Genomic DNA, 14625 nt, shown 5'->3' with positions numbered 1-14625 from the left:
GTTGGAGGGGTTCCGCCTATTCGGCAGCAATCACCTCGGTCGCCGGCACCACCGTCGCGTAGGTACGGTTGTTGCGCTTGGTGACGAATTTCACCGCGCCGGTGACGAGCGCGAAAAGGGTATGGTCCTTGCCCATGCCCACGCCTTCGCCCGGCCAGAACTTGGTGCCGCGCTGACGCACGATGATGCTGCCGGCGTTGATGGCTTCGCCGCCGAACTTCTTCACGCCGAGACGGCGGCCCGCGGAATCGCGCCCGTTGCGCGAGGAGCCGCCAGATTTCTTGTGAGCCATTGTGTGCTCCTGCTCTCTCTAGAGGACGCTACCGATTACTCGGCGGCGCCGTCATCCTTCTTGGCCGCCTTCTTGGCGGCCGGCTTCTTGGCTTCACCTTCGGCCTTCGGGGCGGCGGCCTTCTTCGGCGCGCGCGTTTGCTTGGCTTCGGTTTCGACCGGGGCGTTCGTTTCGGCGGACGCCATGGCTTCCTTCACCGCCGGATCGGCGGCGACTTCCTCGGCGGTCTTCGCCTTCGGAGCGGCCTTCTTGGCGGCGGCCTTCGGAGCCGGAGCGGCTTCAGCGGCCGCGGCGGCCTTCTTCGGCTTGTTCAGCGTGGCGAAGTCGAAGCCGCGGGCGCGGGCGTCCAGTTCGGCCTTGGTGGTCAGGTCCACCGTGCCGTCCCACTTGGTCTCCTTGCCGCCGGCGGTGATGCCGGTGACGCGCAGGACCGTCTCGGCCTGGCGGTGACCGCGGGTGCGGCGATAGCCCTGGCGGCGGATCTTCTTGAAGATCTTAACCTTCTCGCCCTTGCGGGTTTCGATCAGGGTCGCGGCGACCGAGGCGCCTTCCACGACGGGGGCGCCGACCGTGACGGCGTCGCCGTCGCCCAGCATCAGCACTTCGCCGAAGGCGACGTTCGCGCCCGGCTCACCGTCCAGCTTTTCGACGATCAGCAGGTCGCCGGGCTGGACCCGGTATTGCTTGCCGCCGGTCTTGATCACCGCGTACATCATTCGCGCCTTTGTATTTCTTCTTGATTGAAAGCGTGTTCGCGCCCGCGAGCAGGGCTCACGAGCGAGGAGGCGCGGTTATACAGCGGAAGCCCGCCGAGTCAACGGCGGGCGGTCAGGCGAGCGCGTCTCGCCGCCTATCCCCGCTTCATCCAAGGCTTGGATTTCGACGACGAGGCGTGCGCGGCGGCCCGCTCGTTCGGCAGCTTGGCGCCCGGGCGCTGCTGCGCGGCCTGGGCGGCCTTCTTCAGCCGCAGCGCCTTCTGGATCGGGGTTTCGTCGGCGGGAGGGTTGCTCATCCCGCCGACCTAGCACGTTTGGGTCAGAACACGACCATCGCCGCCCGGATGGCCAGCACCGTCAGGACGACGGACGCGGCCATGAAGACCAGGAAGCGGACCATGATCACGTTGGCCGTGGCCTGCACCAGGCTGTGGACCACGCGGAGCGCGACATAGGCCCAGGCCAGCCAGGCGTTCAGCCCTTCGCCCGCCCCGGCCACGGCGAGCGCCAGGGCCGTGGCGTAGAAGATGGTCGGCTGCTCCATCAGGTGGTTGTAGTTGTCGGCCTTCCACCGGACGTTCGGCGGCACCTTGGCTGCGAGCTCGGCCGTGGTGATGTTCGGGTCGAGCGGGACCTTGGCCTTCCGCATGGCCGGGATGCGGGTGGCGTAGAGCCACAGCCACATGACCAGCGACCAGAGGACCAGCGCCACCACGGGCGCGAGGATCGTCGTGGTTTCCATCGCAGGCGTCCCTCCCCAGACGCGTCTTCGAGGCGGCGAGGATGGCCCGAAAAGCCTGGCCGTGGCCAGCGGCGCGCGAACCGGCCCTTCCCGCGGGCCGGGCGGGGCCTTAAGCCGGGCGCTCGAGGGAGGCAGCCAAGTGACGAACCGCAATCCGGCCTGGCCGTCGGGCGTGATCCTGCCGTTGGCGGCGGTGACGCTGGCGATGTGCGCGTTCCAGGTGGGCGCCGCCCTCGCCAAGGGCCTCTTCCCCGCCGTCGGTCCCCAGGGTGCGGCGGCGCTGCGTATCTCGCTGGGCGCGCTGATGCTGCTGGCGGTGGGGCGGCCGTGGCGGGCGTGGCCGGGGCGCAAGTCCGCCCTGCCGCTGGTCGGCCTGGGCCTCTCGGTGGCCGGCGTGATCCTCTTCTTCTACCTGGCGATGGAGAGCCTGCCGCTGGGCGTCGCCATCTCGCTGCAGTTCCTGGGGCCGCTGGGCGTGGCGATCTTCGGCTCGCGCAAGGCCGGCGACCTCGTCTGGGCGGCCATGGCCGCGGCCGGGGTCTGGCTGCTGGTGGGAACGGGCCTCTTCGGCGGCGCGCCGCTGGATCCCGTGGGCGTCGGCTGGGGCCTGTGCGCGGGCGCTTGCTGGGCGGCCTACATCCTGATCGGGCGCGGCGTCAGCGGGAACTACGGCGTAGCGGCGGCGAGCCTCTCGGTGGCCATCGCCGCCGTCGCCGTCCTGCCGGTGGGGTTCGCCCACGCCGGGGTCGCGCTCTTCGATCCGGCCATCCTCCCGTACGCGCTGGGGGTGGCGCTGATGTCCACCGCCGTGCCGTTCGCGCTCGAATTCTTCGCCATGCCGCGGATGCCGGCCCGCACCTTCGCAGTGTTCACCAGCCTGGAGCCCGCGTTCGGCGTGCTGTCCGGCCTCGTCCTGCTGCACGAGCGCCTGAGCCTCGCGCAGATCGCCGGCGTGGCGCTGGTCGTCGGCGCTGCGGCCTGCGCCGCCTGGTCCAGCCAGGCGAAGCCTCCGGCCGGGGACGTCGGCGAGCCGCCGCAGACCTGAGCGGAACCGGGACGCGGCCAAGCTCGTTCGATGGCCATGACCAGGGCTGAAACCTACCTCAAGCACGCCGCCGAAGCCGAAGCTCTCGCGGCCCGGGCGCAGAGCCTGTCCGGCCGTCTGCGCTGCCTCGATCTCGCCGAAGGCTACCGCGCGCTGGCCGAACGCATGCAGGCCATCGCCGCCGAACCGCGGAGCTGGACCCTCGAAGAGCGCCGCGCGGGCTGAGCCCCTATATCCGGCGTCGGCGCGGACGGCGCCGGTTGCAGACCAGGAGCTCTTCGAATGATCCGCAAGGCGAACGCGGCGTGGCGCGGCACGGGCCGCGATGGAACGGGCGCGCTGACCTCCGGGTCCGGCGTGCTGTCCGAAACGCCCTACAGCTTCAAGACCCGCTTCGAGGGCGACCCGGGCACGAACCCCGAAGAATTGATCGCGGCCGCGCACGCGGGCTGCTTCACCATGGCCCTGGCGTTCGGCCTGCAGCGGGCCGGGTTCACGCCGGACGAGCTCCGCACCGAGGCGGCCGTGTCGCTGGATCAGGACGGCGCGGGCTTCAAGATCTCGAAATCGGCGCTGACCCTGCGCGCCAAGGTCCCGGGCCTGGAGGAGGCCAAGTTCCAGGAGCTTGCCCGCGAGGCGGAGCAGAATTGCCCGGTCTCGAGGGTCCTGAACGCCGAGATCACCCTGGACGCGGCCCTCGAAACCTGAGGCGCTGTTTGCCCCGGAGCGGGAACCGATCCGAGGCCGGCACGCTGAAGCTTGTGTAAGATCTCCCTGCGCCAGGGAGAGTATCGCTAGCCCATCTGCCCCGCAGGCGTCCCCGGCCCGCGGGGCTTTCTTTTTTGGCGTCCGCAACGTGTGTCGGGCGGCTGGCGAGATGACCGGAACCTGAACAGCGCGTTTCAGGGTGGGTTCAGTCGGCCCCCGTTAGAACTGGCTCCAACGAACAAGGAGCTACCCATGAACATCCAAGGCAAGAAGACGAAGATCGCTGTCGCCGCCCTGGTCGCGGGTTCGATCGCGCTGCCGGCCGGCACGGCCGCCGCGGGCGAGAAGACCGAACGGGCCATCATCGGGGCCTTGATCGGCGGCGTGGCCGGCGCGGCCGTGTCCCGTGACGACACCACCGGCGCCCTGGTCGGCGCGGCGGCGGGTGCGGCGCTCGGCGCGGCCACCGCGAAGGACAAGAACCATCGCCGCTACGGCTACCGCGCGGCCCCGCGCTACTCGAACTACAACCGCTACGACCGCTATGACCGCTACGGCCGTTACGACAGCCGCTACTACGCCCCGGCCCGCAGCAACTACTACGGCTATTACCGCTAGCCGACATCAGGCGGCGCGACGACTGATCAGCGTTAAGTAGAGATCGGACGCCGTCGCGCCGCCCCCCGGCTTCCGCGGGGTGAGACCAAGTAACCCTAACGCTTACGACTCTAAGATTCGCGCCCCAGGCGAGTCCCGTGCTATCGAAGACGTGGCCGTCGTCGTGGCCATCAGCTCTTCAAGCTCGCGGATCGCTGCGGATGCAGAAGTTCGTCATCAGTCAGAATATCCAGCACTTCGAGGATCTGCTGGAATCCGCCGTGGCGCCTGAGGACCGGCAGCGGCTCGAAGCCCTGCTCGCGGCCGAACGGGCCAAGCTGCAGGCGCTGGAAGAGGAAGGCGGGGACTAGCCGCCTAATCCAGGACGCAGGCCGCCAGGCCCTGGCCGCGCACGGCGGCGGCGTTGCGGCGGATGCTGCCCGAGCGGCGCTTGATGTACGGCCCGGGCTTGGCCGCCTTCCAGGACAGGGGCTTGGGAACGATCGCCGCCAGTCGCGCCGCCTGCGCCGCGGTCAGGTCCTTGGCCGAGACGCCGAAGTTCTTCTGCGCCGCCGCCTCCGCGCCATAGACGCCGGGACCCCACTCGATGGAGTTCAGATAGACCTCCATGATCCGCCGCTTCCCCCAGCCGATCTCGATCAGGACAGTGAAGTAGGTCTCCAGGCCCTTCCGCACCCAGTCCCGCTTGGGCCACAGGAAGACGTTCTTGGCCGTCTGCTGGCTGATGGTGGAGCCGCCGCGAATCCGCCTGCCGCTCTCGTTGTAGACCATCGCCCGGCGGATCGCGTTGAAGTCGAACCCGAAGTGCTCGCAGAAGCGTGCGTCCTCGCCGGCCATCACCGCCCGCACCAGGTTCGGCGACATGTCTTCCAGAGGGACCCACTTGCGCTCGACGCCCTGGCCCTCGAACACCCGCTGGACCATCAGATAGGTCAGCGGCACGGGCACGAAGCGATAGACGGCGACCGTGAGCACCGGCCCAATCCAGAAGACGATCAGCCCGGCGATCACCAGGCCCGTCATCAGCTTGCGGAACCAGCCGCTGCCCTTGCCCCGCTTCGCCACGCCTGTCCCAACCGGCTTGTGTTGACCCTGGGACCGGATGCTAGGTCCCGCAGAAGGGAACGTCCGAAATCATGGTTGCCGCAAGATGAACGTCACCGAGGCGGTCGCCGCCCGCATGTCCGTCCGCGCCTTCCGGCCCGATCCGGTGCCGGCCGGAACGGTGCGGGAGATCCTGGAGCTGGCGGCCAAGGCGCCGTCCGGCGGCAACCTGCAGCCCTGGCGGGTCTACGCCCTGACCGGCGCCCCGCTGGAGGCGCTCAAGGCCGAGGTCCGCTCCAACCCGCTGGGCGAGCCGCCGGAGTACGACGTCTATCCGCCGAACCTCTGGGACCCGTTCCGCACGCGCCGCTTCCAGAACGGCGAGGATCTCTACGCCACCATCGGCATCCCGCGGGAAGACAAGCCCGCGCGCCTGCGCCAGCTCGCCAAGAACGGCGAGTTCTTCGGCGCGCCGGTCGGCCTCTTCTTCTGCCTGGACCGCAAGCTGGGGCCGCCCCAGTGGGCCGACGTCGGCATGTACATGCAGACCGTGATGCTGCTGGCGGTCGAGCGCGGCCTCGACACCTGCGCCCAGGAGTACTGGGCCCGGTATCCGCAGACCGTGGCCAAGGTCCTCGACCTGCCCGAAGACCACATGCTGTTCTCAGGGATGGCGTTGGGCTGGCGCGAGGCCGACCACCCGATCAACACCCTGAAGGCCGCCCGCGACCCGTTCGACGCCTGGGCCGAGCTGAAGGGCTTCTAGCCGGCCACCTCGGCGACGCCGGCGTTCCCGTCCTCGTCGCCCCAGGCCACGCGCTTACCGTCCGGCGTGATGGCGAGGGCGGTGATCTGCACGCCCTTCTCGGCCTTCAGCGGGATGAGTTTCTGCCCGGTCAGGTCGCAGGCCCAGACGCGGCCGTCCTCGGTTCCCGCCGCCAGCCAGCTCGTCGCCGGCGCCGCGGCCACCTGGGTCACCGTCGTGCTCTCGTCATAGCCGACCTCGGCCGCCTCCTTGCCCATCGGGCCGGCCGGGCCGGAGAACGGCCAGATGACCACGCCGTTGGCGCCGGAGGTGGCGAGCAGGCTGCCCTTGGACAGGAAGGCCAGGCTTCTCGGCTTGGCGGGATAGCCGCCCATGCGCATGTTCTTCTCGTCCGCCACCCGCCAGCCGTGCAGCTGGTTCTCCTGCATGGCGCTGATCAGGAACTTCCCGTCGGGGCTCCAGATCACCGCCACGTGGCTGCCGGCCCACTTCAGGGTCACCGGCTTCTGGTCGGCGATGCGCGCATACCAGAGGAACGCGCCGCCATAGCTCGCCACCGCCAGCCGGCGGCCCTTGGGATCGAACGCCGCGTGGGCGACGGTCTTTTCGTGGGCGAAGGTCCGCTGGAAGCCCGCGTCCTTCGCGTCGCGCACGTGCAGCTCGCGCCCGGCGCCGAAGGCGATGAGGCCCGACTCCCGGCTCGTGGCGACCGTCTCGATCCACTTGCCCTTCAGTTCGGCGAGAACTTCGGTCGACCCATCCGGCCTGGCCCACACGAGCCGGCCGTCGTCGCCGCCGGAGACAAGGCCCGAACCGCCCGGCTGGACCGCCGCCGCGAGGCTGGCGCCGTCGTGCGCCTCCACGGTCGGCCCCTCGGCGAACCGCACCGTCCCGTCGCCCAGTGCGAATCCGGCGTTCCCCGAACCGTCGAAAAGCGCGGCGGTTACATAGGCGTCGAAGCTGAAATTCATGGCTTCCCCCTAGATCGGGGCCTCTCCGGCCGCAAGGCGCACGCGTTGACGCTTTACAAGTCGTTTTCGGCTTGCCAATGGTCCCGACGAACGGGCGCGCGACGTTGGTGCGCCTGAGGGAAGGATCCAGGACGAATGGCTGCAAAGATTGGCGGCGGCAAGGGCGGCAAGTTCGGCCTTGGCCAGAACGCGGACATGAACGTCACGCCCTTCGTGGACGTGATGCTCGTGCTCCTCATCATCTTCATGGTGTCGATCCCGGCCGCCACGGTGTCGATCAAGCTCGACCTGCCGCCGGCCATCCCGCCGCCGCCCGGCACGGTGGTGAAGGAGCCCACGCTGATCAACATCCAGCGCGGCGGCCTCTTCATCGGCGACCAGCCCACCCAACTCGAGCGTCTGGCCGGCGACCTGACCGCCCGCCTGCAGGTGGACGATCCGGCGACGCCGCCGACCGAGCAGCGCGTGTACATCCGCGCCGACCGCGACGTCCGCTACGGCGACTTCATGTCGGTGATGAACGACCTGCAGGGCAACGGCTTCTACCAGGTCGCCCTGATCAACGAAGAGCTCTAGGCCCTTCGCACAAGCTACGGACGAGCCCGCCCGGGAAACCGCGGCGGGCTTTTTCGTATCCGCAGGCCGGAACCGCCTCCGTCGTCGCCGATTGTCGGACGAGGAGGCGAGGCCATGGCGAACCCATCCGAACAGAACATCCAGCACGGCGTGCCGATCGGCGACGGCATGCGCGACAGCGACGAGCGCATCGCCACGGGCGACCGTCGCGAAGAGATCCACTTCGAACGGCGCGACGACGGCGACCTGAAGGCCCAGCACCTCAAGCGGCCCGAGGGGCCGTTGCCGCCGCAGATGGCCACCGTGGAAGGCCAGGGCGCATCCAAGGGCCAGCCGGTCCAGGACGTCGCCGTGGCGCCGGAAGGCCCTTCGGTCTGGGACGCCCGCCCACGGGATGACGAAGCCGAGGATCATCCGGGCAAGCGATGAGGCTCCCGGAGAACTCCGGTTGACTCCGGTACAGTCTCCCCCCAAACCACGCGCTCTCCGCAATATCGCACCCCGATGGAGGGCCTCATGCGCGTTGGCGTGCCTCGTGAGATCAAGCCGGACGAATATCGTGTGGGTCTGACCCCCGCGGCGGTCCGCGAGTATGTCGCCCACGGCCACGAAGTCCTGGTCGAGCAGGGCGCCGGCGGCGGCGCGGGCTACGCCGACGAGGCCTATGTGCGGGCCGGCGCGAAGATCGTCCCCGACGCCGAGGCGGTGTTCGCCGGCGCCGAGATGATCGTGAAGGTGAAGGAGCCGCAGGCCGTCGAATGGGCCCGCCTCACCGACAAGCACATCCTCTTCACCTACCTGCACCTGGCGCCCGATCCGGCGCAGACGGAAGGGCTGCTGGCCTCGGGCTGCGCGGCCATCGCCTACGAGACCGTCACCGACGACGCCGGCGGCCTGCCGCTGCTGGCGCCGATGTCGGAAGTCGCCGGGCGCATCGCCGTCTTCTCGGCGGGCGAGACCCTGCTGAAGCACAACGGCGGCATGGGCCTCTTGATCTCGGGCGTGCCCGGCGTGCCGCCGGCGCGTGTCTGCATCCTGGGCGGCGGCGTCGTCGGCGCCAACGCCGCGGTGATGGCGGCGGGCCTGGGCGCCGAGGTGGTGATCATGGAGCGGTCGATCCCGCGCATGCGCTACATCGACGACATCTTCGCCGGCAGGGTGATCACCCGCTACTCGACCTATGACTCCGTCGAGGAGGAGATCCTGAAGGCCGACGTGGTGATCGGCGCCGTGCTGACGCCGGGCGCCGCCGCGCCCAAGCTGGTGCGCCGCGAGCACCTGTCGAAGATGAAGCCGGGCGCGGTGCTGGTGGACGTCTCCATCGACCAGGGCGGCTGCTTCGAGACCTCGAAGCCCACCACCCACAAGAACCCGACCTACACCGTCGACGGCGTGGTCCACTACTGCGTCGCCAATATGCCGGGCGCCGCGCCGCGCACCTCCTCCGAGGCGCTGGGCCACGCGACCCTGCCCTTCGGCCTGAAGCTGGCCGACCAGGGGCTGGATGCGCTGAAGACCAACCGCCACCTGGCCAAGGGCCTGAACGTGCTGAAGGGCGAGATCACCCATCCGGCCGTGGCCGAGGCGCTGAACAAGCCGTTCAAGGACGCCTACGGCGTCTGGGGCTGACCCGCAGCCGCCCCATCCGATGACGAAGGCGCCGGCCCCGCGAGCCGGCGCCTTTTTCTTTGTTCCCCTTCCCGAAATAACGCCGCAACAATCGCGCCCACGCTTTCGGGCCGAACGAAGAGGGAGGACGCGCCATGTGCGACGAAGACATCAATCCGTGGGCGGAGCCGGTTTCGCGCCGCACGGTGGGCCTGGGCGCGCTGGGCGTCGCCGCCGTGGCGCTGACCGCCGCCGAGGCCCAGGCTCAGGCGAACGTCACCGAGAAGGACGTCGTGGTGAAGACGCCGGACGGCGAGTCCGAGGCAGCGTTCTTCCATCCCGCCGGCAAGGGCCCCTGGCCCGGCGTGCTGGTGTGGCCCGACATCGGCGGCCTGCGGCCGGTCTTTCGCGACATGGGCCGGCGGCTCGCGGCCCAGGGCTACGCCGTCCTCGTGGTGAACCCCTTCTACCGCTCGGCCAAGCAGGCCGAGACCCAGAAGCTGAACTTCGGCGATCCTGAGGGCCGCAAGGCGCTGATGGGCTACCGCGCGGCCCTGATCGAGGGCGAGAACCCGTTCGAGGACGCCAAGGCCTATGTCGCCTTCCTCGACGCCCAGCCGCAGGTCAACAAGAAGAAGCCCGTTGGCGTGCAGGGCTACTGCATGGGCGGGCCGCTATCGTTCCAGACGGCCGGCGCGGTCCCGGGCCGCATCGGCGCGGTGGCCAGCTTCCACGGCGGCGGCCTCACCACCAAGGATGCGGCCAGCCCGCACCTGCTGATCCCCAAGACCAGGGCATCCTACCTTGTGGCCGTCGCCAAAAACGACGACGCCCGCGATCCGGAGTCGAAGGAGATCCTCAAGAAGGCCTTCGCGGAAGCCAAGCGCCCGGCGACGGTCGAGGTCTACCAGGGCGACCACGGTTGGACCGTGCCCGGCAGCCAGGTCTACAACCAGGCCGAGGCCGAGCGCGCCTGGGCCGAGCTGACCCGGCTCTACAAGAAGGCTCTCGGCTAGGCCTCAGCCCTGCGGTTTCGTTTCCGGGGGTCGCCGCTCGAACGTGCCGGCGGCGCCCGGGAACACCACGGGGCTTTCCCAGCCGTCCTTCGAAACGGCGCTGACCCCGAAGAACCAGTCGTCGATGTTGACGCCCTTCAGCGTCACGGAGCCCTCGGGTCCTGCGGGCCGGGCATAGCGCCACTGCGGCTCGGTCGTCCCGCGCCACCAGACGCGATAGGCCGCCGCGTCAGCCGATGGCTTCCACTTCACCGTCGTGTCGGGGCTCACCTGGCCTGAGATCTCCACGCCCGTCGGCGGGGCGGGCGCCATGGCCAGCGAGGCCATCGTCAGGACGTTCAGCCGTGTCACCTGGGCCAGGTAGTCGAAGTCGACGCCGTCGATCGTGTCGCCGTACTTCACGCCCTTCTCGGTGCGCAGGTCCTGGTGCTGGCGGTGATAGTGCTCCTGGGCCTCCGTGACGCGCACCGCCGGAAATCCTGCGCGCAGCATCTCCACCTGGTCCCCGCCGCGGCCGAAGCGGTCGGTGCGATAGACCATGACCACGTCGAAATTCGTCAGGTACTCGTCGGCGACCCGATCCATGAAGCGGGCGAGGTTGCGCGAGGGACTGTCGACCTCGCCGCCGTTGTAGCGCCGGCGGTTGGCCTCCTCGGCGCTCTCGGTCGTGCGGGTGCCCTCGGAGAACACCCGGACGTGGGCGTTGTCGCGCACGCCGCCGATGCCTTCGGAATTGCCGACGATGTCGTTGTTGAGGTTCGCCTCGACCCGCCAGCCCTGGCTCACCGCATAGTCGGCCAGCACCTTGCCGCCCAGCAGGCCCTGTTCCTCGCCCGACAGGGCGGCGAAGACCAGCGTCGCAGGGAAGTCGTGCTTGCAGAGCAGGCGGGAGGCTTCGATCACCGCGGCCACGCCGGAGGCGTCGTCGTTCGCGCCCGGCGCGTCGTCCTTGGCGTTCATCACGTCGGTGACCCGGGAATCCAGGTGTCCGGAGATGACGATCACGCGCTCGGGGTCGCTCGTGCCCTTCTTGATCGCCAGGACGTCCATGACCTCGGTGGGCGTCGGCACGCGATTGTTGGTGAAGGTCTGCGACGGCGTCGCGACCGTCAGCTTGCCGCCGCAGTCGGCGGAGATGCGCTCGAACTCGCTGGCCACCCAACGCCGGGCCGCGCCGATCCCGCGCTTGTCGCTCCTGGTGTCCGACAGCGTGTGCCGCGTGCCGAAGCCGACCATCCTGGCGATGTCGGCCCGCTGGCGCGCGGGCTGCACCTGGCCGGCGAGTTCCCGCAGCAGCGGCTTGTCGCCGGGAACCGTCTGGGCGACGGCGAACGGAGCGGCGGCGAGGCTCAGGGCCGTCGCGAGGGCGAGGGTGCGCATGCGCCGAGCATTGCCCGCCCGGCGGCGGCCGCGCAATGGCGTGTGAGGCAGCCTAGGCCGCGGCCCAGGCCAGGGCCTCGGGATCGTCCAGGGCCATCTCGTCCCAGTCGAGGTCGGGCGGCGGGCTCATGGCGGCGGCCACGACGGCGCTCATCTCGGCGGCCGAGCTGACGCCCACCAGCACGGCGGAGGCCTCAGGGCGGGAGAGCGCGAAGCCCAGGGCCGCCTGCAGCGGGTCGGACCGGCCCTCGGCGATCAGGCGCCGCGCCCGGCTGATGCGGCCGGCGGCGGCCTTCAGGTGGCTGGGCGCCCGGTCCGGCGGCAGGAACAGCACGCCGTTCAGGAAGATCGAGCGCAGGTGCACCTCGACGCCCATGCCCGCGAGTTCCGAGAGCGTGCCGTCGATCAGCAGCCGCTGGTCCAGCAGCGAGGCCGGCGCCTGCACGATGTCAGGCTTGAAGCGCTTGGCGAGCCCCACCGGATCGTCCGAGGCATAGACCGAGACGCCGATGCGGGCGCAGAGGCCCTCGTCCTTCAGCTTGCGCAGCCGGTCCCAGAGCTGGGGCCCGAGCGGAGAAAACAGGTCGGTGGCCGACGGCGCCAGCAGCGCGTCCACCCGCTCGACGCCCATGCGGGCGAGCTGTGCGCGGACCTCGGCTTCAACGAGGTCGGGCCCGCGGTCGGGGCGGACCGTCGTGACGGTGAGGCGGAAGGGGCACGGGCGCGGCAGCGCCTGGCCCAGGAGACCTTCGCCCGCATGGCCGTGACGGCCGATCTCCAGCACGCCCAGGCCCGATCGGGCGGCGATCGACAGGATATCGCGGGCTTCGGCCTCACGGGGCCGGCCACGGAGGGCCGGCTGGTCGAGCCCGAATTGCCCGGAGCCGAGCCCGAGCTTGTTGAGCAAGGAGGTCATGGGATGCGAAGGCTTGGTGTAGTCCTCTTGGGCCGTCATCTTCACCTGGAAGGCCTAAGAAGCCGTGACCGAGACCTTTCGTGAGTCTTAAAGCGTGATTCCGCCGCATATCTCAGCGTTACCTGACTGGCCGATCTTCGGTCTCGCCGACGACATGCGCCCGGCCCTCCAGGCTGTCCGCGCGGCGGGCGAGGCCTGCGTGCTGGCGACGCTGACGGCGGTGGAAGGCGGCGGGCCGCGGCCGGCGGGCACGCAGATGGTCTTCGCGGCCGACCTCGTCAGCGGCTACTTCTCGGGCGGCTGCGTGGAAGGCGACGTCGCGGGCCATGCCGCCGCCTGTCTCGCCGACGGGGAGCCGCGCACCCTGGTCTATGGCGAGGGCAGTCCCTGGCCCGATATCCGGCTGCTGTGCGGCGCCCGGATCGAGATCTTCCTCGAGCGGATCGCCGCCGACGACAATGCGGTCGCCGAGATGCTGGCCGCCTGGGCCGAGCGCCGGCCGGTCGCCTACGTGAGCGACGGCTATGCGCGGGTGTGCGCCGCCGAGGTCTCGCCGTGGATGGAGGCGGTGGTCGAGCGCGCCTACGACCCCACGCCCCGCCTGGTGGTGGTCGGCGGCGATCCCACGGCATTGGCCATCGCCGAGCTGGGCGTCCGTTCCGGCTTCGAGACCACCCTCGTGCGGCCCAAGGGCCCTGCCGCCCCGCCGCCGATCGTCGGCGTCGCCTACCGGCGAGAGGCGCCCGCCGAGGCGCTGGCGGCTGTCGGCCTGGACCCCTGGACCCACGTCGCCGTCGCCACCCACGATCTCGAAACCGACCGGGAGGCGCTGCGCGCGGCCCTGCCGTCGACGGCGGCCTACGTCGGGCTGCTCGGCGCGCGGCGGCGCCTGGCCGGCCGGCTGGAGGAGCTGCGCGCCCAGGGCATGGCCGAGGCCGCCATCGCGCGCCTGCACGCCCCTATCGGCCTCGACATCGGGGGCAAGGCGCCGTTCGAGGTCGCCGTCTCGGTGATCGGCGAGATCACCGCCCTGCGCTATGCGCGCGACAGCGGCAGCACCTCGACCACCTCGCCCGCCGAGGCGGCCGGCGCGTCGGCCTGACGCCGCAGCAGGGCGTCGGCGGCGGCGAAGACGGTCACCAGGGAAGAGTCCTGGTCGGGGAACGGCCGGACAGTCACGCCGCCGCCGGCGAACGACAGCTTCGCCCGCATCCAGTGCTCGCGTGAGCCGTTGGGCGGCAGGTCCTGTTCCAAGCGTGCCGGGATCGTCGGCGGCTCGACCGGCGCGCCCTGCCACTTCGCCAGGATCGGCCGCAGGAACATCTCGGCGCAGACGAAGGCCGAGGCGGGATTGCCCGGCAGGCCCAGCATCAGCCGGCCATCGGCCAACCTGCCGAAGAAGGTGGGCTTGCCCGGACGGACGTTGACGCTGGCGACGCGCAGCTCCAGGCCCAGGGCGGCGCCCGCCTTCCGCACCAGGTCGTGGTCGCCGACGGACGCGCCGCCGACGGTGACGATCAGCTCGCCGTCTGCCTTGCGCAAGGCCTCCACGGTCGCCTCGAGATCGTCGCGGACGGGCCGCGCGCGGCTCACCGCGCCGCCCCAGCCGGCGATCATCGCTGCGAGCGCGGGCGTGCCGGAATCGTAGATCTGGAAGGGACCGGGCGCTGCGGGCGCCTCGACGATCTCCTCGCCGGTGGAGAACAGCGCCACGGGCGGCCGGCGCGCCACGGCCAGCTCGGCGCGGCCGGCGGCGGCGGCGAGCGAAATGCGCCAAGGGTCCAGCGGTGCGCCGGCCGCCAGCAAGGCCTGACCGGCCTGGAAGTCGCCGCCCGCTCGCCGGATGTGTTTGCCCGCCTCGACCTCCGGCACGGTCACGCGCTCGCCGTCACGTCCCGCGTCCTCCTGGATGACGACGGCGTCCGCGCCGGCCGGAACTGCCGCCCCGGTGAAGATCCGTACGGCCTCGCCCGCCGCCAGCCTTCCATCGTAGCCGCGCCCGGCGGCGCTCTCGCCCACCACGCGCAGAAGGCCCGGCGCATCGGCGCTCCGCACCGCATAGCCGTCCATCGCCGAGGCATGGAACGGCGGCTGGTCGCGCACCGCCGCGACGTCTTCCGCCAGCACCCGGCCGCAGGCCTGGGCGACGCTCACCGTCTCGGCGGCGGCCGCGGGAACCTCAGCCAGCATCCGCGCCCGCGCCGCCTCGACGGGAAGCAGCTTCATT

The 14625-nt window shown here is 70.6% G+C and carries 19 protein-coding genes and 1 pseudogene; 11 read left to right on the top strand and 9 right to left on the bottom strand.

Translation table 11 applies throughout. The features are described from left to right. Positions 1-16: 16 nt before the first annotated feature. The 4 genes and pseudogenes from rpmA to ACO2Q0_RS06765 form a co-directional block, all read right to left on the bottom strand. A complete protein-coding gene (gene rpmA / locus ACO2Q0_RS06780) occupies positions 17-292 on the bottom strand; it encodes a 50S ribosomal protein L27 (protein WP_423350740.1) in 276 nt (91 codons plus the stop codon). A gap of 218 nt (positions 293-510) precedes the next feature. Further along, a pseudogene (rplU, locus tag ACO2Q0_RS06775) lies at positions 511-1005 on the bottom strand (50S ribosomal protein L21); the annotation flags it as partial. Positions 1006-1142: 137 nt separating this feature from the next. Further along, a complete protein-coding gene (locus tag ACO2Q0_RS06770) occupies positions 1143-1304 on the bottom strand; it encodes a hypothetical protein (RefSeq protein ID WP_423350739.1) in 162 nt (53 codons plus the stop codon). Positions 1305-1327: 23 nt separating this feature from the next. Beyond that, positions 1328-1750, bottom strand: coding sequence for an MAPEG family protein (locus ACO2Q0_RS06765; protein ID WP_423350738.1), 423 nt, complete (start codon positions 1748-1750; stop codon positions 1328-1330). A 139-nt stretch (positions 1751-1889) separates the two neighbouring features. On the opposite strand from ACO2Q0_RS06765, the gene ACO2Q0_RS06760 reads away from it, so the two are divergent. The 5 genes from ACO2Q0_RS06760 to ACO2Q0_RS06740 all read left to right on the top strand — a co-directional run bounded on the left by ACO2Q0_RS06760 (position 1890) and on the right by ACO2Q0_RS06740 (position 4471). Continuing rightward, positions 1890-2795 (top strand): EamA family transporter, encoded by a 906-nt coding sequence (locus tag ACO2Q0_RS06760; RefSeq protein WP_423350737.1) that lies wholly within the window; start codon positions 1890-1892, stop codon positions 2793-2795. A 36-nt stretch (positions 2796-2831) separates the two neighbouring features. Continuing rightward, complete coding sequence (locus ACO2Q0_RS06755; RefSeq protein ID WP_423350736.1) at positions 2832-3020, top strand: hypothetical protein; 189 nt, start codon at positions 2832-2834, stop codon at positions 3018-3020. A gap of 57 nt (positions 3021-3077) precedes the next feature. Next, positions 3078-3503, top strand: a complete 426-nt coding sequence (locus tag ACO2Q0_RS06750; protein WP_423350735.1) for an OsmC family protein — start codon at positions 3078-3080, stop codon at positions 3501-3503. Between the two features lie 252 nt (positions 3504-3755). Next, positions 3756-4121: a glycine zipper 2TM domain-containing protein gene (locus ACO2Q0_RS06745; RefSeq protein ID WP_423350734.1), complete on the top strand. Its 366-nt coding sequence runs from the start codon at positions 3756-3758 to the stop codon at positions 4119-4121. Positions 4122-4321: 200 nt separating this feature from the next. Further along, a complete protein-coding gene (locus ACO2Q0_RS06740; RefSeq protein ID WP_423350733.1) occupies positions 4322-4471 on the top strand; it encodes a hypothetical protein in 150 nt (49 codons plus the stop codon). Between the two features lie 4 nt (positions 4472-4475). Here ACO2Q0_RS06740 and mtgA read toward each other — a convergent pair whose 3' ends face one another. Next, on the bottom strand, positions 4476-5144 hold the full coding sequence (mtgA, locus tag ACO2Q0_RS06735) for a monofunctional biosynthetic peptidoglycan transglycosylase (RefSeq protein WP_423351572.1): 669 nt from the start codon (positions 5142-5144) through the stop codon (positions 4476-4478). A 127-nt stretch (positions 5145-5271) separates the two neighbouring features. Between mtgA and ACO2Q0_RS06730 the strand changes: the two genes are divergently transcribed. Then, the gene (locus ACO2Q0_RS06730) at positions 5272-5931 is read left to right on the top strand and encodes a nitroreductase (protein ID WP_423350732.1); all 660 of its coding nucleotides are present in this window, start codon (positions 5272-5274) and stop codon (positions 5929-5931) included. Here ACO2Q0_RS06730 and ACO2Q0_RS06725 read toward each other — a convergent pair. Continuing rightward, positions 5928-6902: a WD40 repeat domain-containing protein gene (locus ACO2Q0_RS06725; protein ID WP_423350731.1), complete on the bottom strand. Its 975-nt coding sequence runs from the start codon at positions 6900-6902 to the stop codon at positions 5928-5930. The genes ACO2Q0_RS06730 and ACO2Q0_RS06725 overlap by 4 nt on opposite strands. 135 nt (positions 6903-7037) lie before the next feature. Here ACO2Q0_RS06725 and ACO2Q0_RS06720 point away from each other — a divergent pair, with 135 nt between their 5' ends. From ACO2Q0_RS06720 to ACO2Q0_RS06705, 4 genes are all read left to right on the top strand, one after another. Beyond that, positions 7038-7478 carry a biopolymer transporter ExbD gene (locus ACO2Q0_RS06720; RefSeq protein ID WP_423350730.1) on the top strand — a complete coding sequence of 147 codons (441 nt, stop codon included), beginning with the start codon at positions 7038-7040 and terminating at the stop codon, positions 7476-7478. Between the two features lie 114 nt (positions 7479-7592). Then, positions 7593-7907, top strand: a complete 315-nt coding sequence (locus ACO2Q0_RS06715; RefSeq protein ID WP_423350729.1) for a hypothetical protein — start codon at positions 7593-7595, stop codon at positions 7905-7907. An 87-nt stretch (positions 7908-7994) separates the two neighbouring features. Further along, on the top strand, positions 7995-9107 hold the full coding sequence (gene ald, locus ACO2Q0_RS06710; protein ID WP_423350728.1) for an alanine dehydrogenase: 1113 nt from the start codon (positions 7995-7997) through the stop codon (positions 9105-9107). Positions 9108-9241: 134 nt separating this feature from the next. Then, positions 9242-10102: a dienelactone hydrolase family protein gene (locus tag ACO2Q0_RS06705; RefSeq protein WP_423350727.1), complete on the top strand. Its 861-nt coding sequence runs from the start codon at positions 9242-9244 to the stop codon at positions 10100-10102. Between the two features lie 3 nt (positions 10103-10105). On the opposite strand, the gene ACO2Q0_RS06700 is transcribed toward ACO2Q0_RS06705, so the two are convergent. Further along, complete coding sequence (locus ACO2Q0_RS06700; RefSeq protein ID WP_423350726.1) at positions 10106-11482, bottom strand: M28 family metallopeptidase; 1377 nt, start codon at positions 11480-11482, stop codon at positions 10106-10108. Positions 11483-11534: 52 nt separating this feature from the next. After that, on the bottom strand, positions 11535-12398 hold the full coding sequence (locus ACO2Q0_RS06695; protein WP_423351571.1) for a bifunctional regulator KidO: 864 nt from the start codon (positions 12396-12398) through the stop codon (positions 11535-11537). Positions 12399-12552: 154 nt separating this feature from the next. Here ACO2Q0_RS06695 and ACO2Q0_RS06690 point away from each other — a divergent pair, with 154 nt between their 5' ends. Next, a complete protein-coding gene (locus ACO2Q0_RS06690; RefSeq protein WP_423350725.1) occupies positions 12553-13500 on the top strand; it encodes an XdhC family protein in 948 nt (315 codons plus the stop codon). Here ACO2Q0_RS06690 and glp read toward each other — a convergent pair. Continuing rightward, positions 13434-14624 carry a gephyrin-like molybdotransferase Glp gene (gene glp / locus ACO2Q0_RS06685; protein WP_423350724.1) on the bottom strand — a complete coding sequence of 397 codons (1191 nt, stop codon included), beginning with the start codon at positions 14622-14624 and terminating at the stop codon, positions 13434-13436. The genes ACO2Q0_RS06690 and glp overlap by 67 nt on opposite strands. Position 14625 lies beyond the last annotated feature (1 nt).

This window comes from Phenylobacterium sp. VNQ135, assembly GCF_049445735.1.
Taxonomy (GTDB): domain Bacteria; phylum Pseudomonadota; class Alphaproteobacteria; order Caulobacterales; family Caulobacteraceae; genus Phenylobacterium.
The sequence above is the reverse complement of the archived record's forward strand: the minus strand, read 5'-3'. Positions and strand labels throughout refer to the sequence as shown.